22 protein-coding genes are annotated in these 22,290 nt (G+C 66.1%); 8 read left to right on the forward strand and 14 right to left on the reverse strand.

Annotated elements, in window-relative coordinates; genetic code table 11:
* Nucleotides 1–316 precede the first annotated feature (316 nt).
* On the forward strand, nt 317–871 hold the full coding sequence (locus ACFLIM_RS47955; RefSeq protein ID WP_393177195.1) for a GNAT family N-acetyltransferase: 555 nt from the start codon (nt 317–319) through the stop codon (nt 869–871).
* 164 nt (nt 872–1,035) lie between these two features.
* Here the strand turns inward: ACFLIM_RS47955 and ACFLIM_RS47960 are convergent, their stop codons facing one another.
* The 9 genes from ACFLIM_RS47960 to ACFLIM_RS48000 all read right to left on the reverse strand — a co-directional run bounded on the left by ACFLIM_RS47960 (nt 1,036) and on the right by ACFLIM_RS48000 (nt 10,883).
* Nucleotides 1,036–1,275: an aminotransferase class I/II-fold pyridoxal phosphate-dependent enzyme gene (locus tag ACFLIM_RS47960; protein ID WP_393177197.1), complete on the reverse strand. Its 240-nt coding sequence runs from the start codon at nt 1,273–1,275 to the stop codon at nt 1,036–1,038.
* A 109-nt stretch (nt 1,276–1,384) separates the two neighbouring features.
* Nucleotides 1,385–3,211 (reverse strand): spherulation-specific family 4 protein, encoded by a 1,827-nt coding sequence (locus ACFLIM_RS47965; protein WP_393177199.1) that lies wholly within the window; start codon nt 3,209–3,211, stop codon nt 1,385–1,387.
* A 43-nt stretch (nt 3,212–3,254) separates the two neighbouring features.
* Nucleotides 3,255–4,610 carry an ABC transporter substrate-binding protein gene (locus ACFLIM_RS47970; RefSeq protein WP_393177201.1) on the reverse strand — a complete coding sequence of 452 codons (1,356 nt, stop codon included), beginning with the start codon at nt 4,608–4,610 and terminating at the stop codon, nt 3,255–3,257.
* Between the two features lie 28 nt (nt 4,611–4,638).
* A complete protein-coding gene (locus tag ACFLIM_RS47975) occupies nt 4,639–5,433 on the reverse strand; it encodes a carbohydrate ABC transporter permease (protein ID WP_393177203.1) in 795 nt (264 codons plus the stop codon).
* An 87-nt stretch (nt 5,434–5,520) separates the two neighbouring features.
* Nucleotides 5,521–6,360 (reverse strand): carbohydrate ABC transporter permease, encoded by an 840-nt coding sequence (locus tag ACFLIM_RS47980; protein ID WP_393177205.1) that lies wholly within the window; start codon nt 6,358–6,360, stop codon nt 5,521–5,523.
* Between the two features lie 92 nt (nt 6,361–6,452).
* Entirely contained in the window at nt 6,453–7,505 is a 1,053-nt protein-coding gene (locus ACFLIM_RS47985) for an amidohydrolase family protein (RefSeq protein ID WP_393177207.1), read from the reverse strand.
* 35 nt (nt 7,506–7,540) lie between these two features.
* Nucleotides 7,541–8,833, reverse strand: coding sequence for an alpha-galactosidase (gene melA, locus ACFLIM_RS47990; protein ID WP_393177209.1), 1,293 nt, complete (start codon nt 8,831–8,833; stop codon nt 7,541–7,543).
* Nucleotides 8,834–8,846: 13 nt separating this feature from the next.
* Entirely contained in the window at nt 8,847–9,782 is a 936-nt protein-coding gene (locus tag ACFLIM_RS47995) for a zinc-dependent alcohol dehydrogenase (protein ID WP_393177211.1), read from the reverse strand.
* Between the two features lie 321 nt (nt 9,783–10,103).
* Complete coding sequence (locus ACFLIM_RS48000; RefSeq protein WP_393177213.1) at nt 10,104–10,883, reverse strand: IclR family transcriptional regulator; 780 nt, start codon at nt 10,881–10,883, stop codon at nt 10,104–10,106.
* Between the two features lie 288 nt (nt 10,884–11,171).
* Between ACFLIM_RS48000 and ACFLIM_RS48005 the strand changes: the two genes are divergently transcribed.
* From ACFLIM_RS48005 to ACFLIM_RS48015, 3 genes are all read left to right on the forward strand, one after another.
* Nucleotides 11,172–11,936 carry an SDR family NAD(P)-dependent oxidoreductase gene (locus ACFLIM_RS48005; RefSeq protein WP_393177215.1) on the forward strand — a complete coding sequence of 255 codons (765 nt, stop codon included), beginning with the start codon at nt 11,172–11,174 and terminating at the stop codon, nt 11,934–11,936.
* 255 nt (nt 11,937–12,191) lie between these two features.
* Complete coding sequence (locus ACFLIM_RS48010) at nt 12,192–12,776, forward strand: hypothetical protein (protein WP_393177217.1); 585 nt, start codon at nt 12,192–12,194, stop codon at nt 12,774–12,776.
* A 101-nt stretch (nt 12,777–12,877) separates the two neighbouring features.
* Entirely contained in the window at nt 12,878–13,426 is a 549-nt protein-coding gene (locus ACFLIM_RS48015; RefSeq protein ID WP_393177219.1) for a hypothetical protein, read from the forward strand.
* Between the two features lie 8 nt (nt 13,427–13,434).
* Here ACFLIM_RS48015 and ACFLIM_RS48020 read toward each other — a convergent pair whose 3' ends face one another.
* From ACFLIM_RS48020 to ACFLIM_RS48030, 3 genes are all read right to left on the reverse strand, one after another.
* Nucleotides 13,435–13,617, reverse strand: coding sequence for a hypothetical protein (locus ACFLIM_RS48020; RefSeq protein WP_393177221.1), 183 nt, complete (start codon nt 13,615–13,617; stop codon nt 13,435–13,437).
* A 240-nt stretch (nt 13,618–13,857) separates the two neighbouring features.
* Nucleotides 13,858–14,007, reverse strand: a complete 150-nt coding sequence (locus ACFLIM_RS48025; RefSeq protein WP_393177223.1) for a hypothetical protein — start codon at nt 14,005–14,007, stop codon at nt 13,858–13,860.
* 264 nt (nt 14,008–14,271) lie between these two features.
* On the reverse strand, nt 14,272–15,066 hold the full coding sequence (locus ACFLIM_RS48030) for a helix-turn-helix transcriptional regulator (RefSeq protein WP_393177225.1): 795 nt from the start codon (nt 15,064–15,066) through the stop codon (nt 14,272–14,274).
* 453 nt (nt 15,067–15,519) lie between these two features.
* On the opposite strand from ACFLIM_RS48030, the gene ACFLIM_RS48035 reads away from it, so the two are divergent.
* Nucleotides 15,520–16,380: a sensor histidine kinase gene (locus ACFLIM_RS48035; RefSeq protein WP_393177227.1), complete on the forward strand. Its 861-nt coding sequence runs from the start codon at nt 15,520–15,522 to the stop codon at nt 16,378–16,380.
* Between the two features lie 341 nt (nt 16,381–16,721).
* Here the strand turns inward: ACFLIM_RS48035 and ACFLIM_RS48040 are convergent, their stop codons facing one another.
* Together ACFLIM_RS48040 and ACFLIM_RS48045 are read right to left on the reverse strand one after the other, a co-directional pair.
* Nucleotides 16,722–17,000: a hypothetical protein gene (locus ACFLIM_RS48040; protein WP_393177229.1), complete on the reverse strand. Its 279-nt coding sequence runs from the start codon at nt 16,998–17,000 to the stop codon at nt 16,722–16,724.
* Between the two features lie 110 nt (nt 17,001–17,110).
* Complete coding sequence (locus ACFLIM_RS48045) at nt 17,111–19,294, reverse strand: alpha/beta hydrolase family protein (protein WP_393177231.1); 2,184 nt, start codon at nt 19,292–19,294, stop codon at nt 17,111–17,113.
* Nucleotides 19,295–19,453: 159 nt separating this feature from the next.
* Here ACFLIM_RS48045 and ACFLIM_RS48050 point away from each other — a divergent pair, with 159 nt between their 5' ends.
* The 3 genes from ACFLIM_RS48050 (at nt 19,454) to ACFLIM_RS48060 (ending at nt 22,289) form a co-directional block, all read left to right on the forward strand.
* Complete coding sequence (locus ACFLIM_RS48050; protein WP_393177233.1) at nt 19,454–20,674, forward strand: PucR family transcriptional regulator; 1,221 nt, start codon at nt 19,454–19,456, stop codon at nt 20,672–20,674.
* A 140-nt stretch (nt 20,675–20,814) separates the two neighbouring features.
* On the forward strand, nt 20,815–21,381 hold the full coding sequence (locus tag ACFLIM_RS48055; protein WP_393177235.1) for a hypothetical protein: 567 nt from the start codon (nt 20,815–20,817) through the stop codon (nt 21,379–21,381).
* 608 nt (nt 21,382–21,989) lie between these two features.
* Complete coding sequence (locus ACFLIM_RS48060) at nt 21,990–22,289, forward strand: transposase (RefSeq protein WP_393177237.1); 300 nt, start codon at nt 21,990–21,992, stop codon at nt 22,287–22,289.
* Nucleotide 22,290: the final 1 nt, after the last annotated feature.

Genomic DNA, 22,290 nt, shown 5'->3' on the forward strand with positions numbered 1-22,290 from the left:
GGCGCCCCTACCCGCCGCCGCTGCCCTCCAGAGTGTGGATCAACAAGCCACCCACGACCCTCCAGACCGAGACCTCACCACAAACCACACAAGTGGCCTGATGTCTCATTCGGTTTGACAGGTTCCGCCCGGGCGCGTACTGGCACGGCTGCAACCGCGACTCCCAGCGGGCCGGCTGCTTGATCCTCGCACACCTCAGCACGGCAGGTACGCCGCGCTACGCAGGCCACATCAGCGGCGTGTTCACCACCAGCCTGCAGATCGCCTGGGCGCTCGCCGGTAGCGAAGCAGGTCGAGTTTGATCAGAATATGTTCCATGAACGATGTGCGCACGTTTGATGGTTCGGGGCCTGTCGAGGTTGGCATCGCGGTTGAGGGTGATCTTCCCGGTATTGTCGACCTCCTCAACGAGGTGGCGGCGACCTCTATCGCTTCTTTCGACGTCCGGCCGATCAGGGTGGATGAGCGGCGCGCCTGGTTCGAGCAGTTCTCCTCCGCTGGCCCTTACCGGCTGCTCGTGGCTCGACGAGACAGTCAGGTGGTGGGCTATGCCTCCAGTCAGCGTTACCGGAATCACGAGGCGTTCCAGGAGACGGTCGAGCTGAGCATCTCGATCGATGCCGGGTGCCGGGCCCTGGGGGTGGGGACGTCGCTGTATCGGGCCCTATTTGAAAGCCTTGCCGAGGAGCCGATCCATGTGGTCGTCGTCGGCATCGCCATGCCTAACGATGCATCGGTCGCGTTGCATCGGAAGTTTGGCTTCACGGAGGTCGGCACGTTCCACGAGTACGCCGCCAAGAATGGCCGGTACATCAATTCACTGTGGATGGAGCGTCTTTTTGAGGGCGGCCCGCACGGCATGCGAGTGTGATCACCGGTCATCCAAAGGTCATACGTGTCCGGGAGGACGTCCCCTTCGACGCCGAAAAACGCGTCGAAGACCGGCAGGTTCCGCGCGATCAGGCCCCGGTTGCGGCCCAGGATCGTGGTCTGGGCCTTCAGCTCGATGCGTGCCAGGATTTCCTGGGAGCGGAGCTACAGATGGTGGTGTAGTGCTTGGCCTGCTCCAGCCCGGGTGAGCAGAGGCCGGTGGCGGCAGGTGATCCACCCGATTCTCAGGCCCGGCAGACCCAGGGACTTCGAGGTCACGTTCAGCGACAGCGCGCACTCAGACAGGTCTGCAGCCTGCGGCAGAGTGCGAGCAGGATCGCGCTCTACGCCGCGGTAGACCTCGTCACTGAACAGGTAGTTAGCAACTGGGGCAAAGATCAGCAACTTGGGCGAGGTCCGGAGTGTCTCGCCAGCGAGACGTGCCGCTATGGGCTAGTTGCGACGAGCGGCTACCGGAACCCCGCTTCCGGTGACCCGGAAGCGGGGTCCTTGGTCAGCTCCGTGTGACGGTGATCACGCTGGTGTAGGCGTCCGGAGAGTCGCCCGTACCGTTGAACACCACCGCGTGAGTGGCACCGGCGCCGGTGAACGCCGAGGTCGGCACCGACCATCGGTAGAGGCCGCCCGTGGTGGAGACCAGCGGGCTGACGCCGGACACGCTCGACCAGTTCCAGCTGGGGCCGACATATCGGAAGAGGCCAGCGTCTTCAATCATGTATTCCGCGCCGACTCCTGCCACTGAGTAGCCGGTGGCGGCGTTGTTGTCGGTGTCGATGAAGACGTGATGGAAGGCATAGGGCACATTGAACTGGGCCGAGTAGGTGGCGGTGGTGGAGGTAAGAGCCGCTGTCGGGCTGGAGATGGCGGGCAGGTCGAGCGTGGTGACGGTCACTGCACCCGACGCGGCCGAAGCAAAGTCGGTGGTGTCACGGGCCTTCACCGTGAAGGAATAGGTATGCGCCGAAAGCAGCCCTCCCAGGTGGACGGTGGTGACGGATTCCGGCACCGACAGGACACGGACGCCGTCCTTTAAAACGTCGTAGAAGTCGACGAAGTCACCGGGATCGGCGTCGGTCGAGGCGGCCCAGGTCAACGTGACGCTCGTCGACGCGAGGTTGGAGAATACCGGCGTCCCAGGGACCATGGGCGCGTGCGCGCTCTTGGCCGCGGTGGTCACCGAGACCGCCGAACTCGCGGCCGAGACATGCCCCGCCCGGTCTCTTGCGCGCACCGAGAAGGTGTAGGCGGTCGAGGGTGACAGACCGCCCACGTCAAAGGTGGTCGCCCTCGGGGTGAAGTTGGCCTCCGTGCCGATCTTCGCGGCTCCCTGGTAGATGTCATAGCCGACCACATCGGGGTAGGCGGCCGAGGTCCAGCTCAATCCCAGGCTGGTGGCCTTGACCAGGCTCGCCACCGGGGTGGCGGGGGTCGTGGGGGTGGCGCCACCGCTTCCCTCAGCCGCCGCCACCTCCGCGGACAGGTAGGACGAGCCAGGCAGGGTGTCCCACGGGTTAGGCAGCACATCGGGTGTGACATAGATGTATCCGGCGTTGTTCGCCTTGGACTTGGCGACGACGGCGGACATGGCCGCCTGGTCCGGTACGTCGTAGATCAGGTTCCAGATGCGCTTGGGGTCGTAGGCGGCCTGCCAGGCGGGCGGGGCGAGTTCGGCCGGCGGGTTCATATAGGTGGCGTAGGAGCCCTCGAAGGTGACGAGGATGTCAGCGGAGTCCTCGTAGCAGGAGGCCGGTGGGGCGCCCGGGTTGTGGATGGTGATCGCACCCGGATGATACTTCTTTACGTACGCGCTGGCCTCGCGATACAGGTCGACCCAGGCGTCGCCGCCACCGACAGGGCCGCAGGCGTTCTGTGCCTGATCGAAGAAGATGCCGTCGATGCTGCTGCCGTAGAAGTTGTACCAATTATTGACATCGGTCTGGATCTGGGTGCGCCACTCGTCGGCCGAGGTCGAGCCGAGGCGGGTGGTCTGGCCGGTGGTACCGAAGTAGCCGGTGTCCACATAGCCGACGACCTTGATACCCGCGTTGTGCGCGTTGGCCAGGGCCGCGGCGTAATCGGGGTTGGCCACGGTGGTGGGACCGTTGAGCACGTTCGCCACCGCGATGGACGTGGTGCCGCCCGAGGCCGTGAGCTGGGTCCAATACTTAGCGGTGTCACCACCGGGATAGAAGTACGCGGGGACCGCGATCTCCTGATCGAGAGTAGCGGCAGCGGCCCGGGCGGGGGTGGCGGTGAGCAACGAGGCGATAACGGGGGCGAAGAGGAGGCCGGCTAATCTGCGCCAGGTCTTTTTGGACACGTTTCTCCTATTGTCGATTGTCGGTCCGGCTGGAAACTCGGCCCTACTTGAACAGGGCGTTGACTTCGGTGTTGGCGGCGGTGAGCGCCGTCTTCGCGTCCGACTTACCGAGGTAGACCGAGGAGATCGCGTTGTCCATGATCTCGTTGATCTTGTCGGCGTTGTCGGTGATGGGCAGCAGGAAGGTGCCGCCGGGATCCTTCGCCTCATCCACGAAAGGCTCCACGTCACGCCCGGCCGCCGCATGGGCCACGAGGGCCTTGTCGGAGGAGGTCGTGATGGCGGGGAACACCTCGGTGGTGTCGGCGACCAGGTCCTGGCACGCGGTCGATGCGACAAACTTGACCCACTGCCAGGCCTCGTCCTTGTGCTTGGTCCCGGCGTAGATCGCGTCTGAGACACCGTTGATCGGAGTCTTGCGCCGTTGCGGGCCGACGGGCAGGGGGGCCACGGCCAGTTTGAGCGTCTTACTGTCCAGGTAGGTCTTGGACAGCCACGAGCCGGCCATCACCATCGCGGCCTTGCCCGACTGAAGCACCGCGTCGCCGCCGAGTGCCGACTGCTTGTCGTACGGCGGGGCGTACCCCTTCTTGATCAGCCCAGCGAACCAGTCGACGGTCTCAGCCAGTTTGGGGTCATCGTAGAAGTACCGGCTCCCAAAGGGGTTCTTGTCCAGATACTTGAACCCGTTGCTGACCGCGAGCCCTGCCCACGAGGTCTGTCCCAGTGCTCCAGTGTTGTAGTCGGGGGCGATGCCGTACACCTTGACGTGATTCTTGTCGAAACCCGGGTCGGTCCCCTTGCGGCCCTCGTCGTCGACGGTCAGTGCGGCGATCGCCTTCTCGAACGAGCCGCCGTCCTGCGGGTCCCAGGTCCACCTCGCGAAGTCGGCCGGGTTCACCCCCGCCTTGGTGACCAGGTCCTTGTTGTAGAAGACGCCGATGGTGTCCCAGTCGAGCGGCAGGCCGTAGCGCTTGCCGTCACGCACCCACATGCCGGCCAGGCCGTTCTGGTATTGGCCGAGGTCGACGTTGTCCCTCTTGACCAGGTCGCTGATGTCGAACAGTTGGTTGTTCGCGGCGAACTGCGGAAAGTAGGCGACCGAATCGCGGAAGACGTCGGGGGCGGTGCCGGAGACGACCTGAGTGGTGAGATTCTGCCAGTATTGCGGCCAAGCCACGGAACTGATCTTGATCGTGATGTTGGGGTTCTTCTTGGTGAACGCATCGGCACAGCGCTGATAGGCGGGCACCTGATTGTCCGCCCACATGACGTAGGTGAGGGTGACAGGGCCGCCGCTCCCCTTGGCGCCACCGCCGCATCCCGCTGTGACCGCGACGAGGCTCGCGGAGGCTATAGCTGCGGAGATGCGCACCGATTTTGGCACTGACTTGGACATCTGGGGGTCCTTCCTCCGAACGAGGGTCTTACTTGATGCCCGTGAACTGCAGGGAGTTGGCCAGTCTCTTGCCGAAGACCAACAGCAGCAGGAGCAAGGGGATGACGGACAGGGTCGAACCGGTCATAAGACCCGTCCAGTCGGGGCGCGCGTTCGGCGACTGTTGCAGGAACACGCCGAGCGCGACGGTGAGCACGCGAGTGCCCTCCTCCTGGCCGACGAGGAGAGGCCAGAGGTAGTCCTTCCAGGCCCACACGGCGTTGGTGAGCCCGATGGTGATGAGTGGGCCCCTCGACATGGGCAGCGCGACGTGCCAGAAGATGCGCCATAGCCCGGCTCCGTCGAGCAGGGCCGCTTCTTCCACCTCTCGCGGGATCGACAGGAAGAACTGCCGCAGGAAGAAGACGGTGAAAGGGGTCATGAGCAGGATTGGCGCCACCAGGCCGGCGAAGGTGTTGAGTAGCCCGAGGGTGCGCACCAGGGCGAAGTTCGGCAGTAGCGTGAAGATCGGCGGGACCATCAGTGCGGAGACGAACAGTGAGAACAGCGCCTGCCTGCCCCTGAACCGGAGCCGGGCCAGCGCGTACCCGGCCATCGCACAGGAGATGGTCTGCACCACCACCACGACCGTGGTGTAGACAATCGAATTGCGCAGGTAGAGGAGGAAGTCGAGGGAGGCCCCCGAGCCTCCCGCGGCCTGAGCCTCCGCGAACGTGGACAGTCCGAGCACCCGCTTGAAGTTCGCGAGGGTGAGGTGCTTGGGAATGAGGGAGAAGTTGTCGCCGAAAAGATGGTTGGCGTCGGTGAGAGCCGTACGGACCATCCAATAGAACGGGAATACTGTGACCACGACAGCGACTGCCATCACGGCCCATGCGGCGATCCGGCCTGAGCGCATCAGACTTGCCTCCTATGCGAGGTCCGAGTTGGACGCGCGCATGAGGCGCATCTGCAGGTAGGTGAGGGTGCCCAGGATCAGCACCAGGCTGAGCGCCATGGCCGCCGCGTAGCCCATCCGGAAGTGGGTGAACGCCTCCTGGTAGACGTAGTAGTAGATGACCTTCGTGGCGTTGATCGGGCCGCCTTTCGTGGCGACCGCGATGGTGTCGAAGATCTGAAAACAGCCGATGACCGAGACCACCAGCACCAGCGCGAGGATGGGCCTCAGCAGAGGCAGAGTGACGCGGAAGAAGATGCGGATCTCCCCCGCCCCGTCGATCGCCGCCGCTTCGTAGACCTGACGGGGGATCTGCAGCATCCCGGCGTACAGCAGCAGAGCCACGTAGCCGACGGACGCCCATGTGGTCACCAGCGCCACGCTCGGCATCGCCTCGGCTGGCGAGCTGAAGAAGCCGTGGGTGGGCAGGCCCAGCGAGGAGAACAGTTGGTTGACGAAGCCGAGGTTGGCGTCGAGCAGCCAGAGCCAGAGCAGGGCGGTGGCGACGTTAGGCACAAGCCAGGGCAGCAGCAAGGTCGCCCGGAGCACGACCGACTTGGTGAGCCGGTGCATCAGCGCGGCGAGCACCAGCGCCAGGGTGAGCTGGCCGGCCAGGTTCAGGACGGTGTTGTAGCCGGTGAGCAGCAGTGCCCGCCAGAACAGGGGGTCGGTCGCGAGTTCGGCGTAGTTCGCCATGCCGACGGGCTCGGGATCCGACAGGAGGTTCCAGTCGGTGAGCGAGATCCACACGCCGCGCACGCTCGGGTAGACGTAGAAGATCCCGAAACCGATCAGTGCGGGGAGCAGGAACAACAGGGCGGCTCCGCCCTGCCCACGTTGGGCGCTGTGACGCCGACCGGTTCCCCGCCTGGTTCGCGGTACGGCTGTCGCCTGCGCGTGGACGCTCATGCGAGCCTCGGCACGAGCCTGAGTGCGTTGCGCCTGTAGACCTGATCCAGCACGTCCCCGGGGAGGTCGAGGCCGGAGATGGTCCAGCGGCCCATCAACGGCGGATCACCGAGCGAGTGCGCGAAGGCTTCGTCGGCCGTCTCCATGAACCGGAAGTGGATCCGATAGGCCTCGGCGTTCGGCGGGATCTGGTCGGTGCCGAACAGCACCCGATCGGGGTGACGCATCAGCAGCGCACGGGTGGCGCGGGGCACGCGGCCCAGCTCGGCGATGCGGGCGGCGATGTCGATGTGGAAGTTCGGATAGGTATCGAGCATCCGGCCCACCCAAGCGAGGTTCTCCGGCCAGCATCCGACGTGGACGCCGATCACGGTGGTGGCCGGGTGGGCGCAGACCATCGCCTCTAGCGCGTCGATCAGCCGCTGGAAAGACGGGAACTCGGGCCCGGAGAAGTTCCAGTCGGGGCGGGCCGTCAGCAGTTCCAGCCGCTCGTTGCGTTCGTCGGCCGGCTCGAAGAACGCCACCGGGTCGGCGGTGTGCAGGGCGATGGGGATGCCGAGTTCTCCCGCGGTGGCCCATAGCGGCGCCAGCCTCGGGTCGTCGAGCATTATCAACTCCCCTTCGTAGTCGCGGATTTTCAACCCGAGGTCCTTCCAGACCTTCAGGCCTGCGGCGCCCTCGGTCACCGACCGCCGCAGATGCTCCGCCAGCCGCTCGCCGAAGCCCACTTCGGCCGTCTCCGACCAGTCCAGGTGGCAGAAGGTGGCGAACCGGCCCGGGTACGCCGCGTCGTAGCGCTCGATGTTCTCGGCGAGTTCCCTGCCCCAGCGGCCGTCGAGGTTGACCATGCCGCGCAGGTTGAGCTCCTCCATCGTCTCCACGAGGACGGGAACGTCCTTGACCATCCAGTCGCCGTCCTCGGTCAGCCAGCGGCCAAGGTGGATGTGGGCGTCGAGGGCGGGCACGCGGGCGCGGTCGACTTGGTGGACAGGGGTCCGTAGCTGGGACACCGGCCGGTATTGGGACAGTGGCAGATCTGTAGTGGCCATGATTGCCTCCTTGGCTGCTGCTTGGCGCGCTGCGCTCAGAACCGGATGCCGTCCGGCAGCAGGGCTGCGTGCGCCGCGATCAGCTCGTTGACGAGTTCGCGGATCCGGCGGACCGGCAGCGTGGCGCTGGTGTTCGGGTCGAGCAGCGCGGCCTGGTAGACGTAGTCGCGGGTGCCTTCCAGGGCCGCCTTCACGGTCAGCTCGCTAACGTTGAGGAAGGTGCGGTTGAGTGCCGCGAGCTGTGCGGGCAGTTCACCGATCCGCACCGGCTGCACCCCGGACCGGTCCACGTGGCAGGGCACCTCGACGCAGGCGTCGGCCGGCAGGTTGGAGATGAGGCCGCCGTTGCGGACGTTGCCGTGGACCACCCGGGGGGTACCGGTCTCGATCGAGTGGATGGCGAGCGAGGCGAGTTCCTGGCCCGGGCGGATCTCCACGCCCTTGCCCTCGTCGAGCGAGCGCTTCTGGCGACCATACTCGTCGAGATTGTCCGCAAGCCAGTCCAGGTAGATCCCCACGGGGATGCGATAGTGCTCGATTTCTTCGGGGTGGGCGAGGAACCAGGGGAGGTATTCGGAGCCGTGCTCACTCGATTCCGTCGGGAAATATCCGAAATTTCGGTAAATCTCTACGCGGACCCGGCGAGCGAGTTCAGGGTCGGCCTCGATCAGCTCGTCCAGGCGGCGGTAGAGGTTCTCTCCCGCCCGCTCGAAACGGAGCACGAACGCCTGGTGGTTGACTCCGGCGGTGACGAAGGTGATCTGCTCCTCCGGTACCCCGACCATCCTCGCCAGGGTCTTCTGGGTATCGCGCGCGGCATGGCAGACGCCCACGACGTTGCGGAACGGCGTGCCCGCGTAGACCGCCCACGGAATCATCGACATGGGGTTGCTGTAGTTGAACAGCACCGCGTGGGGGGCGAGCTCGGCCAGGTCGTGGCCGATAGAGGCCACCACCGGGATGGTGCGCAGCGCCCGGAAGATCCCGCCGATGCCCAGCGTGTCCCCGATCGTCTGGCGCACCCCGTATCTGGCGGGGATCTCGAAGTCGGTGCGCACGGCGGCGAGCCCGCCCACGGCGATCTCATTGATCACATAGTCGGCCCCGTCGAGCGCGGTCCTGCGATCGGCATGCGCCACGATCGTGGCTCCGACACCCAGCTCGGCGACCATCCAGGCGGCCATCGCCTCGGCGGTGGCGAGGCGCTCGGCGTCGATATCGTGTAGCACGATCGTCGATTCGGCCAGTTCGGGGAAGGTCAGGATGTCGGAGAGCAGATTCTTGGCGAAGGTGATGCTGCCGGCCCCTACCAGGACGATCCGCGCCATGTCATACCTCGATTCAGGGGGTGAGCAGTGCCTTGACGGGGGTGGCGCGGCCGTTCATCAGCGCGGTGAAGATCTCCGCGCCTTCGGCGAGCGGAAAGGAGCCGACCCAGCTCAGGTCCCAGTCCGTGACCAAGCCCACGGCGGCGGCGAAGTCGGCGCCGCTGTAGCCGAAGGAGCCGAGCACCCGCTTCTCGCCGCGCACGAGGTCGACGGCGTCGAACTCGGCCGTCTCGTCCGCCAGGCCCAGCCAAACTGCTACGCCGCCGGGCCTCAGCCGGGCCAGCGACTGCTCGTGAGTGGCGGCCGCGCCGACCGCGTCGAACACCACGTCGTACTCGCCGATCAGTTCCGGCCCGGACGCGTCGGCGCCCAGGCGACTCGCGATCGCTCGACGCTCCGGCGACCGGTCGGCGACCTCGATCCGCGCGGCCTTGCCGGACATGGCGACCAGCAGGCAGGTGAGACCAATGGCGCCAGCGCCGATGATGCCCACCCGCGCCGCAGCGGGAGCGCCGGCCAGCGCCCAGGCGTGGACCGCGTTGGCGGCCGGTTCGATGATTCCGGCCGCCGTCCAGCCGATGCCTTCGGGCAACGGCACCAGCGCCCCCGCAGGCACCGCCACCCGTTCGGCGAAGCCGCCGGGCAGATGCACTCCGACGATCCGCCGTTGCCTGCACACATTGGTCAGTCCACGCGCGCAGTTGTCGCAGTTCCCGCAGAAGAGGATCGGATTGACGATCACCGGCCGGCCGTCCTCCGCGCGTCCGGCGAACTCATGACCCATCACCAGCGGCGGCACCCGGAAGCCCGGTGTTTTCACGCCGTGCAACTCACTGCCACAGATGCCGGTGGTGACCACGTGTACGAGCACGTCGTTCCCGCGGATCTCGGGCTCGGGGACCTCGCGCAGTTCCACGACGCCCGGCCCGGTGAAAACGAGGGCCTTCATCGGGTCCCGCCGGTGGTCGTATGTGCGTGTCTCACGAAAAGCTCCTGTCCGGGAGTCGAGGGGTGGAGGTCCGGGCCTGGTCAGCCGCAGTAGAGGTTGGCGGGCAGGCCGCTCATCGAGGTACCGGTCGCAGCAGCTCGCCCCATGCGGCCGCCCGAGGTGATGATTACGTTCCGCATAGTGGAACGTCATTCCGATAAGTGATAGGAGAGCACCGACGGTTTCGCGCTGTCAAGAGTCTCCGAAATGTTCCAGGTGAGACTAATTCCGCCCCGGCGACGACGACCAGCCGAGTGAATCGGGGTCGATCAGCGCGCTGGATCAGGCGACAGGCCGCACCGACCAGGCGTGTTCCGCGACCATCCGGCACAGCGCCTCGCCCACCTGCTCGATCCTCGCCGGGGGCATGCGGTCCTTGAGCGCCGTCACACTGACCGAGACCAGCGGGGTCGACCGGCCCATGAAGACCGGGACGGCCACGCATCGCACGCTGGGCTCGTTCTCCTCCATATCCAGCGCGTAACCTCGCACCCGAATCTCGGCCATGTGCGCGGCGAGCTTGGCCGGGTTCGTGATCGTGTTACGGCTCCGCACGGCGAGCGGACCGTACCGCTCCGCCCAGGCCTTGATCGCCTCATCCGTAGGGTAGGTCCAGGCCAGCAGCGCCTTGCCCACGCCCGTGCAATGCGCCGGGTTGCGCCCGCCCACAATCGAGGTCATCGTGATCGCCCGGGGCGCCTCAACCTTGTCCAGGTAGACGACCTCGACTCCGTCGAGCACGGCCATGTGCGCGGCCTCGGAGAACTCCTCGCGCAGCTGGAGCAGCAGCGGGTGGATCAACGTCCGCAGATCCAGGCTTTCGTAGAACCGAAAGGCTGTGGCAAGCAACTCCGTACCAAGGAAGTAGGGGCCATTGGCCTCGGGCTGCGCCGCGAAACCACGGTGTTTCAACGCGCTGAGCAGGCGGTGGAGCGAACTCTTGGGTATGTTCAACCGGGTCGCCAGCTCGTCGAGCGTCACCCCTCGGCCATGCCTCCCGATCTCCTGGAGGATCACGAGGGCACGGTCGACACTCCCCACCGGTGACTGCGCGCTACCCATGGAGACTCCTCCGCGTATTCCGAATGACGGAATGATAGACCGAAACGCGGAACTAGTGTTAATTTCTCCTGGAAACTGCCCCGTAGCGAGAGGGAGGTCCAGCCGATGCGTCTCGAACGCGACACCCCGGCACCGGCCCGGCGCCCATGGGCGTGTCGACCGGCATCGAGCGCGGCAGCGAAGTGCCCCTGGGACGCAGGCGCAGCCTATCCCGAACCCTCTCCGCGGCACCGTCGATATCCTTGATCTCGCCGACGGCGCGGCGTGGTGCGCTGAAAGGGATGCACGATGCGTGGACTAGCCGGTAAGCGCGTGCTAATCAGCGGCGGCAGCAGCGGCATTGGTGCCGCCACCGCCCGTAGGTTCCTCCAGGAGGGCGCCCGGGTCTTCATCGGCGGGCTGAACGCCCCCGAGGTGGACGCGACGGTGGCCGAACTCGGCCCGCTCGGAGAAGTGAGCGGGCTGAGCGGGGACGTGAGCGTGGAGTCCGACGTAGCCAGCCTGGTCAACGGCGCAGTTGCCGCCCTGGGCGGGATCGACGTGCTGATCAACAACGCGGGCACCGCCTGGCGCGAGCCGTTCCTGAAGATAACCCCCGGCCATTGGGACCGGATCATCGCGGTGAACCTGCGCGGCATGTTCCTGGTCGCCCAGGCCGTGGCAAAGCATCTGGTGACGCGCGGCGCAGGAGGGGTGATCCTCAACATGTCCTCCACCAATGGGATCGCCGGCGAAGAGGACTACGCCCATTACAACGCCTCCAAGGGGGGCGTGCTGCTGCTTACGAGGACCATGGCCGTGGAACTCGGCGGCCACGGCATTCGCGTCAACGCGGTGTGCCCCGGCTACATCCGCACCCCGCTGAACGCGGCGATCACGGCCGGGTTGGACGACGGCTTCGTCTCCGCCTATGAGCACGACCATATCCCGCTCGGCCGGGCAGGTCTGGCCGAGGAGGTCGCCGCCGGATACGCCTTCCTAGCCTCCGACGACGCGGCGTTCATCCACGGCACCGAGTTGGTGATCGACGGCGGCCAATTGGCGATCATGTGACACCGCGCCCATGATTCGAACACGCAAGCACCTACGACAGGAGTCCTCGCATTTTCCAACGACAGGAGATGACATGATGCTTAAAGAAATCCTGCATCGCGATTTCAAAGCCTACGACGCCGTTTACCGACGCGTGCTGTCGAAGCCATATCCCGTACGCACCACGGTTGATACTGTATAACATACTCGTCGAAATCGATGTTGTAGCAGCCGTGCGCGCACTTCACCTTATAGATAACGACAACGAGGTCAAGGGTGCTAAGTGATATCGATGACGGCGCAATCGCCGCACTGCGCGACGAGCGCCTTGACTGGCGGTTCAAGGCCGTGCCCGCCGCAGCCCACGGCTTGACCGTCGGCAGGTTCCTGGCGTCACGGCCGTCGCTGGAGGAGTTCGGGACTCCGTTGCTGACACTCGACGCGGACGCCCTGGACCACAACATCACCACGATGGCGAACTGGGCCGCCGAGGCGGGCGTGCACCTAGCCCCGCACGGCAAAACGACGATGGCGCCCGCACTATGGCAGCGGCAACTCGACGCCGGGGCGTGGGGCATCACCCTTGCCAACCTTCCCCAACTGCGCGTCGCCCGGGCCTTCGGCGTCCGCCGCCTCTTTCTGGCCAACACGCTCCTAGACCCTGCCGGATTGGCCTGGGTGGCCGCCGAACTCGACCAGGACGCCGATTTCGAGTTCATGTCGTGGGTGGACTCGACACGTTCGGTGGAGCTGATGGATGCGACGCTGCGTACGACAGGAGCCTCGCGCCAGATCGATGTCTGCGTGGAGCTGGGCGCTCCGGGGGGCGTACCGGGGTACGCGAGGATGACGACGCCCTGAACATCGCGGAGGCGGTTCGCAAAGCCCCGTCCCTGCGCCTGGCCGGTGTCGCCGGCTATGAGGGGGTTCTCGCACACGAGTCCTCTCCTGCCGCACTGGCGGTGGTCGACGCGTACCTGAGCCGGCTGGCGGCGCTACACACGCGGATGCCGTACCAGACCGCCGAACCCATCGTCACCGCGGGAGGCAGCGCCTATTTCGATCATGCTGCCAGCCTTCTCGACGGCCTGCCGGGGCGGCTGGTGCTGCGCCCCGGCGCGTACGTCATCCACGACGACGGTTTCTACCACGCGATCTCACCGTTCACGCAGCGCCTGGGACAGCCGCTGCGCGCGGCCATGCACGGCTGGGCACGCGTCATCTCCCGGCCCGAACCCCACCTCGCGCTGCTCGACGCCGGCAAGCGAGACCTGCCTTTCGACGAGGGACTCCCCCGACCACAGCGGATCCGTGGACGAGGTCTGCTGAAAGGCGCCCGGATCGTCGCACTCAACGACCAGCACGCGTTCCTCGAAGGAGGCGACGTCGAGATCGGCGACGTCGTCCGGCTGGGCCTGTCACATCCGTGTGTGGCCATGGATAAGTGGACACTAATCCCCATGATAGACGACGCCGACACGGTCGTCGATCTTGTCCGGACCTGGTTCTGACAGCGGATCTACTCCAGCCTGATCAGCAGTGCGCGGTCGCCGTTCTCCACGAGCAGACCGCCAATGCTCGCAACGAGGCTGCCGGAGATGTCCAGGTGCTCCGGATGGGCGGTCCATACCACCTCCGTGGTGGGGGAGCCAACCACGTGGCAGGAGCTGCACGCCCCGTCCGCCACGTAGGGCACCCTCATGTCGCACAGCCGTACGGTGCGGCTTTCCGCCGGTCGCCCCACGCATTCTGGTCAACCCCGAACTTCGCCATCGTCCTTTCCCTTGGCTGAGCGCAGCGAGACGGCCACGGAACAACTCCGCGCGATGATCGCCCGGCACGTGGCGTGGCACGCACCCCACCGACCGCCGCGCCAGGCAATTCGTGCTCACCCGGAGAGCGAGCGCTCCGCGAGCGGCTCCTCGAACTCCTCGCCCAGGACTCACCGCTGGCCAGCCTCACCGCCAGCCAGCAGCGCGTCCTTCAAGACCTGTCCGAGCAAGCCATGACCCGTCCATGACGGACCCATGGCGTAGTAGTCCAGATTCAGCTCGCGGCTGATCGCCTTCAGCCGCCGGCTCTGGGCCACCATCTGCTGCACCTGGGCGTACCGGGCGATGGTGCACGCGACTAGGGCGCGTTCGCGGCCATTGACATCCAGGTACCCGGACGGGGACGCCAGTGCCCGCGGTTTCCGGGCTGATCGGCATAGGCGGTCTTGACGGAGGCTTAGGCAGGCATCGCGACGCGGGTCAGCATCTTGCCCAGCGGCAGTGTGCACCGGCGTGCGAGGCTGGTCAGGCCAGCCATCTGCTCGATAGTGAATGATTATTCGGGCGTTACGGCGTGGCGTTGGTCATCGTGTAACGCTGTACCGGGCGACGAACTGGGTTCGGCTGGTGCACGCGGTCTCGGCGAGCACCCGGCTGAGGTGCTTCTTGACGGTGTCCACGCTGATGAACAGTTTCTCAGCGATCTGCCGGTTGGTCAGGCCTTTCGCTACCAGATCCGCCACCTCCCACTCTCGGGGTGTGAGCCGCCATGCGGCCCGAGCGGCCTGCTGTTCCCGGTCCCTGGTCAGATGCTCCACGGCGAGTGGGGCAAGGTGCCTACGGAGGGCACGCAGCACGGCCAGATCGCGTTCCGGCACGCGTGCCGCGTTCTCAACCGACATCCCGACATAGATGACACCTGCCGGGCCTGCGTCGATCACCATGGCGGCCTTATCCGTGATTCCATGCCGACGCAGAAACGAGTCGATAAATTCCCGGCCACCGGGAAGGTCGCTCATGCGTGCCACGCCGAGAGTCATCATGCGAGCCAAAATGGGCTCGCTCCGGAACGGATCCGAGGATACCCATCCGGCCGCGTACTCCTCGAGGAACTGCTCCGAGTACCCATTCAGGACACCACAGCCGCACTCGAGGGCATCGACTACTGTATCGCCGTGCAAGGCGGCAACCCCGCAGAACCCGAACCAGTCCTGCAGCGCCCGTAGCAGTCGTTCCTGGAAGTCCACCAGGTCGGTCGCGTGATCCGTCATCTCCATCACGCCGACCAGGCGCCGATAGTCCTCTGCGGTCAGAGTCTCGCCCGACGGCAGCGGCCGTGGTTTGCGTGGGAGGCCGGTCAGCGCTCTGACCATATCCATCTTCCACCTTTGGGCCATACCGTGTGGCCCATTCCGCGCAGCATCCTTATCTATGACAAGTATATCAATGCAGCGCCGACGCGACCAGCGGCGGCGAAACGGATGGTGGGGCGGTTGTACCACTGCGACGGATCCCGTGCGGCCGTAGTCTTCCTGGCCGGTCGCCTCGAGGTCGACGCCGGCCGTCTAGCAGTGCTTGGCGTGTGCATGGGCGGCAACTCGGCGGTCCGCGCCGCCGCGGACGATTCGCCTGAGACGCGTGGTGGCGGCCGTGCTGAGAACACGGGACGGAGGCCCGACACGGAGCGCTGAAGACCCGGCCGAGGAGTCCACTCACCAACCGGCACCCACCGACCAGAGGAAAGGAAGTCGATCATGAAATCGACTACGCTCACGCGCCCGCCGTGCACGATGCCTCGCCGCCTAACCATGATCCGAAAGGGGGCCAACGAGATGAGCAACGACCACGCTAGCCAAGCGGGGGTCGGCAATTGGCATGCCTACACGGCCCTCCGCATCTCTGAGCAGTCACTTCCTCCACCGGCGAGCACCCCGGAACCTTTGTCCACATCACAGCGCGCAGCCCGCGAAGGCGACGACGCGCGGTGCCAGGCGATCGAACCTGCGCGACAATACATGATCGATGGCCTTGAACGGGCACGGCAGTTCGCCGCGGGCGCCTCACACGAGATGCGCACGCCGCTGGCCGGCCTGCGCGTGGAGTTGGAGGAGGCTCGACTGCATCCCGATCAGACGGATCTCGCCGAACTCCTGGAGCGCACATTGCGCGATGTCGAAAGGCTCGAGGCGATCGTCGGCGACCTGCTCCTTCTGACCCGGGTGGGCTCGAGCAGGCCGGAGGAACGTGAGACAGTCGACCTGGCTGAACTGGTACGGGCCGAGATCTCCATGCAATCCGGCAACGTCGAGATCGGCTTGCGCTCCGACCACAACGTAACAGTCCGGGCAATCCGTACCGATGTCCATCGGCTTGTAGCCAACCTGCTTGACAACGCACAACGACACGCACGCCATGCAGTTCAGGTGGAGATCCACTCGGAAGGCGACACCATCGAACTGACCGTGGCCGACGACGGGACAGGCATCCGTGAAATCGACCGCGAAGGCGTCTTCGACGCGTTCGTCCGACTAGATACCGCGCGTAGCCGCCACCATGGCGGCATCGGCCTTGGACTGGCGATCGCTCGCGCCGTAGCAGTGGCGCATCAGGGCACCCTCCACGTAGAGGATTCACCCATGGGCGGCGCCCTCTTTGTGCTCCGGCTCCCCTCAGGCGTGAAGTACGCGAGATGATGGCCTACCGGGGGTGAGACTTAGCTTGTTCTTTAAGGTTCGGGATCGCGTTTGGCAGTGAGGGACTTCGGTCGTGTGTGGACTTTCCCCAGGTCATAGCGGGGAGCGCGGCTTCGGTTGCGAGAGCCGCGCGGCCGTCCAGGGCCGGGCTTGCCGGGTTTGGGCGCACGGGTGCCGGGCGGATGTTCCGGAACCCCCGCCGTACCCGGGCCGGGGTCAGCCGCCCGGGCAGGGCGGGCTTCTCCCACGGGCTGCGCAGGAACGCCTGCCACAGCAGATCGATCTGAGCGGCGGACAGGCCGGTGGCCGAGGACCAGAGCCAGACCGGCTTGGGGCAGGCGTCACCTGGCAGGCGGGTCGACGGTCAGCCGGATGAGCGTGCCCTCGATGATCGGCAGTTCGCGCAACCGTGGCGTCCAGCGCCCATCGGCCAGCCCCATCAGACCGCGCTCGTCACGCTGGGCGGTCATCCGTTCCAGGGTGCGTTCGCTGACCCGCTCCAGCCGCAGCGCTTTGGCATCGTCCCGGTTCAGCGCCGCCAACTCGGCCACCTTCGCCCGCCGCCGCTCGGTCAGGGTGGTGCGCTGCGGGTCGTACAGCGGCTGCGGCTCACCTGGCAAAGGCCAGTATCGGCTGCCGCTGCGAAACCCCGGTCTCAACCTCCAAGGAGGTGCGCCATCCGGATCCGAGCCCGCTCCAACTCGTGCTCGTCCAGATCCTCGGCGCGAGGCTATGGGATGAAGCCCAAACTCTCCGGCAGGGGCGGCCGGATCGGTGTTTCGAAGAGCGGGCCGACGCCGTCGGGATCGATGATCTTGGCGCCGTCGCTCAAGAAGAACGTCGCGATCTGGTTCTGTGTCTGCCGTGCGATCTGGGCCGTGAGCGACGACGGGCCGGCGAGTGGCGGCAACCTGGTCAGGAAGATGTGGGGATCCTTGGGGACCGTTGGATCGGCGGCAAAGGCAAGATCGTTGCGGAAGAGCGTGGTGCGATCCTCCAGGTGACCCGACATAATCACCGCGCTGGTCGTCGGATTCGGAACCGTCTTGTCTCCCCGCGCGAACTGGACGATGACGTTCTTCGCCGACATCCCCGCGAGTGGAGCGAGGCGCAGGTGTGGAGCCCACGCCACCGGGTTGCTGGATTGCGATGCCCACTCCATGTCGTCGAGGAATGTCTGGATCTGAAGCGATCCAGGCGCAGGTGACGTGACTGGGGGCTGGTCCCTCAGCGGGACGTCCTCGGTGAAGCCGTCGACGCCACCGTTCAGCAGCGAAGGCGTCCGTGCCGTGAGTCGTTGCTCGATCAGCGGCCGGAACACGGGCGCGAGGCGGCCGATCTCGATGATCGGCCCGCCGCCGACGTTCAGGACGCCGGTGCGAACCTGCGGGTCCAAACCCAGCAGCTCGGTGCCGTAGATTCCGCCGAACGACTGGCCGAAGTAGTAGGGCTTGGAGCGGGAGAGGTCAGGTCGGCCGTCACCGTCGATATCGACCCCTGCCTCGATCGTCCGGACGAGCCGCATCAGGTCGATCGTCGTCTGATTGAGCCCGTCGCGATTGAAGATCAGGGTATCGGGCGGCGACGCGTTGACCCCCTCCGTCGAATCGAAGGCGCCGTTGCCATCCTGGTCGACCGCTCGGCCCCCGGCGCTGAAGGTCACCGGCACACCGTCGGCTCGGCTCACGGTGAGCGTCCCACCGGGGCCGAGCCCATGACCGGCCACGTTGATCGCGATCATCGCGATACCCGCATGGGCCAGCGCGGGTGCGGCCAAGTACGGGCTATTGTTCTTGCTGTCGCCGAATCCGTGACCGAAGATCGCCACTGGCCAGCCGCCTGCCGGCCTCGGTCCGCTCGGGATCACGAGATTGAAATAGACGGTGTTCGTCGATTGCACCGTCGGCGTTCCCGTTCTCGTGCCCACCTGGGGGATCACGCCGGCCGCCGTCCTGTAATCGGGTGATCGGTAGGAGCCGAATGCGAGTTTCCCGACCGAGCCCGGGAAATTGTTCAGCGCCGCGATCGGAACGGGGCTTGGGCTGGTGGGCTCGTGCGTGGTCAGCTGCCGGTTGAACGAGATGCCCGTAACGGTGGGGAAGGAGAACACCGCCCTCGTACCGTCCGGCCCGATGTCAAAGCGAGCGGGAGAAGGAGGGGCGGCGTCGAGCTGTCGGCGGATCTTCTCCATCAGCGCTGTCACCGACTGGGTGGTGAAGACCGTGACCGAAGCCACCCGCGTCGGATCGACTCCCGCCGCGCGGCGCACGATGGGAAGGGCTTTGAGGAGCTCCCTGTGATAGGCCGGTGCGCCGCGCAGGGCGTCCCGGCCGCGGCCCGTCCCCTCCGGCGCATACCCCGCGCTTCCGCCGAGCTTGTCCGATTCGCTGAAGCCACCGCCGGCGATTCGCCGCCCGTGTGAATCTCGGACGTCTGTGGTGACGACGAGCGCATAGGTGGAGTCTTGGTCAAGGAACTGGTCCGGCTCGGCGTGAAGCGTGTTCGACGTCGGATCCCAGACGATCTGATTGATCCCGAGCACGCGGGAGCCGCTTCGGTCCCCGCCCCGCAGGCGTACGAGGAAAACATCGGAGTTCGACACGCTAGAGACGGCGATGGACCCCGTGAACCGAATCGACAGCCGCGGCTGCAGGTTGAACCCGTCGAGCCGGTTCAGAACGGCGACATCCCGGCAGCCGCTCGGCTGACGGGCGCAGTCCGGTTTCGGCAACGCGACGCGGCGCCCCGTGAGCTGGGTCGGATCAGGGACTGTCCAGCGCTCACTCGGGAACGGCGTGCCGAGGACGCCGATGGCGGGGTCCGCGCCGCTCGCTTGGACGGCTTGGACGGCTACTGATCCCGAGACCGCGAGAAACGCGCAGGCCACTGCCAGTGAGCGAGAGAGTGTGTTCAACGCAGAAGACCCCCGGCGATTCGAACCTGGTGCCCCGCATAGGGCTTTTGACAAGCTAACCGCTGGTGTGATCGAGCAGACAACGGCAAAATCCAGGAATAATCTGGCCCTGCTTTAGGAAAAGCCACATGACGGAGGCATGCGTTGGGTCCTGTAGACGTGCGCATCCCGGACCTCGACTGGCTGGTCGAGGACTGGAGCAGCCTCGACGTCCCGGTCGGATGGGAGGCGATAGCCGAACTTTGCCGGCGCGTCGGGCGACGCTCTGACCAGGTCGTGCACGCGATCGTCACACGCATCCGCGAGGAGCTTCCCGAATACCGTTCCGAGGTGCCCGTCTCCACCGCGGATCTGAGGATGTCGGTGCGCAGCAACGTGGTGATGATGCTGCGTGGCACCGCCGAGCGCCGTGGCCCGACGGCCGCGGAGCTGGAGATCCGGCGGGAACTCGGAGTCCGCCGGGCGGACCAGGGCTTGGCCGTCAATATGCTGTTGCAGGCGTTCGTCGTCGGCTATCGCGAACTGTGGAACAACCTGCTGCGCGAATCTCGTTCTGATGCCCCGGAGGTCCGCGATCTGCTGCTGTCCGCGGCCGCGACCATCTGGGAGTGGGTCCACGAGGTCACAAACGCCGTCGGTACTGCGTATCACGAACGGATCCGCCAGAGCGCGGTACAGACCAGCGCCCGCCGGGAGCGCCTGTTCGACTGCCTGCTCGGAGGTGGCCACGACGAGGATGAAGTGCGCGCCATCGCCCATTCACTCGGATTTCACGCCCAGCGCCGATTTCGAGCGCTTGCCGCGAGCGTCGAGGCGGGAGATTCGGCTCTTGTGGCGAACGTCAACACGCGGCTTTGCGCGATCAGCAGTCAGCAGCACGCCGTCCGGCGTGGGGATGCTCTGCTTGTACTCGCCCAGGACAGCGGTTTGGAGCGGCTGCTTCGGATGCTGAAGGACGTGCTAGGCGAGGTCGCCATCGGTGTCGGCGCGACTCGTCAAGGTCTGCACGGGGCAGCGTTGAGCCTCGGCGACGCCGAACGAGCGCTAGCCGTCGCCCGCCGCTCCAACCGCGTGGCCGACTTCGAGCGTGACTGGCAGAGCGCCATGGTGGTGGCGTCGGAGCACCGGCTGACGGACCTGCTCACGCCCGGCATCACGCAAGCTCGTCAGCACCCGGAGCTCGCGCGGACCGTCCGCGCTTTCGCCGACTCACGTTTCTCGATGTCCGAGACGGCGCGCCAGCTCCACGTGCACACGAACACCGTCGCTTACAGACTGGCTCGCTGGACCGAACTCACGAGCTGGGATCCACGTACCTATGACGGGCTGCTGCGCTCAATAGCCGCGTTCGTACTGGCCGACGGCGTCAGCCTCGACTAGGCGCTTACCGTTTCCCGATCGACAAAATGTTGGCTATCCGCAGGCGATACCGGGGGCTGTGAAGAGGACCATCATCTCGAGGCGGATGGTCTGGTAGTGCTGGTCAGCCTCGGTCCAGGAAGCGGGTCGGCAGCGGAGACGTGTTCGCGAACGCCCGCCTGCCCAACCTTGAAGAGCTCCATACCAAGGCCCGCGCCGCCAACCGGCGCATACTAGAGGTCGAACGTGCCGACCAGGGTTGCGTCCTTGCGAGTCCAGCCTTTGAGCGGATCGCCCACCCCACCGTGGATACGGTGGGCCGGAGGACCCCGGCGCTACGCTTCGGCGATCCTCGGGTCATGGCCCTGGCCGGCGCCCTGTGCCACACGCTGCTCGCCGCAACCGGCTTCACCAACAAGAACCTGCGCGTCTTAATGACCGGACTGCTCGGTACCACCAGCTACAGCGCGGGCCAGATGACCTACGACCTGCGCCGGCTCCGCCTCAACGGCCTGATCCGCCGACTCCCACGCTCCAACCGATACGTCCTGACCGACGATGGCGTGCGCATCGCCGTCTTCTACACCAAAATCTATTACCGGTTACTCGTCCCGCTCGCCGCGGCCGATCAGCCCCAAGCGCCGCCCGAACTCCGGGCGGCGCTCAAGACCATCACCCGGCACGTCGACGACTACGCCGCCCACGCTCGACTTCCTCGGGCGTCGTGAAACTTGAGGGCTCGGTTCAACGGCCGTGGCCGACGTGGTCGATGCTCCCGGTCAGGTGCGTGATAAGCGTTGTGGCCCCGGTGAGCCTGCTCGCAGGGGTAAGGGCGGCGTAGCCGACGACGGGCATGCCGGCGGCTTTCGCGGCGCTGACCCCCGTTGGGGCTGTCCTCGACGACCAGGCAGTCGCGCGGATCGGTACCGAACGAGGCGGCGGTGATGGGTTCGTATTCGGCCGGGCTGAGCTGCCCGTTGGCGGAGTGGGGGCGCGGGTTGTAAAAGCCCTTGATGTGGTTGAATAGCGCGCGTTCGGGGGCCCACCAGTACCGTCTGGAAGAACCTGGTCGAGGCGGTGGAGAAGACCTCCATCGCGCATCGTGCCTGCTTCAGCGACCCCGATCACGGCGCTGCCCGCGGCGAGGGCCCCACCGCGCAGCGCACCGGGTCCCGGCACGCAGCGGTGCACGCCCTGCTCGCCCAGGGCGCCTCGCACGGACAGATCATGCGTAAGCTGCACCTATCCCGCAACACCGTCAAGAAGTATGCCGCCGCCAAGCACGCCGTGGACCACACCCTCAAACGCTGCCCCGAACTGCAGGCCGTCGCCGACCATGTGCGCTCCTTCGCCGCCCTGCTCACCGCCGACCACGACGGCAACCTCGACGAGCACACCGCACGCCTGGATCGACAAGGACCGCGCCGACCAGCAGGTTCCGGCGCTGCGCTCCTTCGCCGAAGGCCTGCTCATCGACCACGACGCCGTGGCCGCCGCGCTCGCCCTGCCCTACAGCAACGGGCCAACCGAGGGCGTCGTCAACAAGATCAAGCTCCTCAAGCGGCAGACGTACGGCAAGGCCGGGTTATCGCTGCTCCGAAAACGGATACTCCTCGCCCAGAAGCACCACGGTTAGT

Source organism: Nonomuraea marmarensis (genome assembly GCF_043197025.1).
GTDB lineage: Bacteria > Actinomycetota > Actinomycetes > Streptosporangiales > Streptosporangiaceae > Nonomuraea > Nonomuraea marmarensis.

What these genes read in the sequence shown, in the direction of transcription:
- ACFLIM_RS47955 (WP_393177195.1), top strand. Translation starts at nt 317, where the DNA reads ATGAACGATGTGCGCACGTTTGATGGTTCGGGGCCTGTCGAGGTTGGC.
- ACFLIM_RS47970 (WP_393177201.1), bottom strand. Translation starts at nt 4,610, where the DNA reads ATGTCCAAGTCAGTGCCAAAATCGGTGCGCATCTCCGCAGCTATAGCC.
- ACFLIM_RS47975 (WP_393177203.1), bottom strand. Translation starts at nt 5,433, where the DNA reads ATGGTCCGTACGGCTCTCACCGACGCCAACCATCTTTTCGGCGACAAC.
- ACFLIM_RS47985 (WP_393177207.1), bottom strand. Translation starts at nt 7,505, where the DNA reads ATGGCCACTACAGATCTGCCACTGTCCCAATACCGGCCGGTGTCCCAG.
- melA (WP_393177209.1), bottom strand. Translation starts at nt 8,833, where the DNA reads ATGGCGCGGATCGTCCTGGTAGGGGCCGGCAGCATCACCTTCGCCAAG.
- ACFLIM_RS47995 (WP_393177211.1), bottom strand. Translation starts at nt 9,782, where the DNA reads ATGAAGGCCCTCGTTTTCACCGGGCCGGGCGTCGTGGAACTGCGCGAG.
- ACFLIM_RS48000 (WP_393177213.1), bottom strand. Translation starts at nt 10,883, where the DNA reads ATGGGTAGCGCGCAGTCACCGGTGGGGAGTGTCGACCGTGCCCTCGTG.
- ACFLIM_RS48005 (WP_393177215.1), top strand. Translation starts at nt 11,172, where the DNA reads ATGCGTGGACTAGCCGGTAAGCGCGTGCTAATCAGCGGCGGCAGCAGC.
- ACFLIM_RS48020 (WP_393177221.1), bottom strand. Translation starts at nt 13,617, where the DNA reads ATGAGGGTGCCCTACGTGGCGGACGGGGCGTGCAGCTCCTGCCACGTG.
- ACFLIM_RS48025 (WP_393177223.1), bottom strand. Translation starts at nt 14,007, where the DNA reads ATGGTGGCCCAGAGCCGGCGGCTGAAGGCGATCAGCCGCGAGCTGAAT.
- ACFLIM_RS48030 (WP_393177225.1), bottom strand. Translation starts at nt 15,066, where the DNA reads ATGGATATGGTCAGAGCGCTGACCGGCCTCCCACGCAAACCACGGCCG.
- ACFLIM_RS48035 (WP_393177227.1), top strand. Translation starts at nt 15,520, where the DNA reads ATGAGCAACGACCACGCTAGCCAAGCGGGGGTCGGCAATTGGCATGCC.
- ACFLIM_RS48060 (WP_393177237.1), top strand. Translation starts at nt 21,990, where the DNA reads ATGTGCGCTCCTTCGCCGCCCTGCTCACCGCCGACCACGACGGCAACC.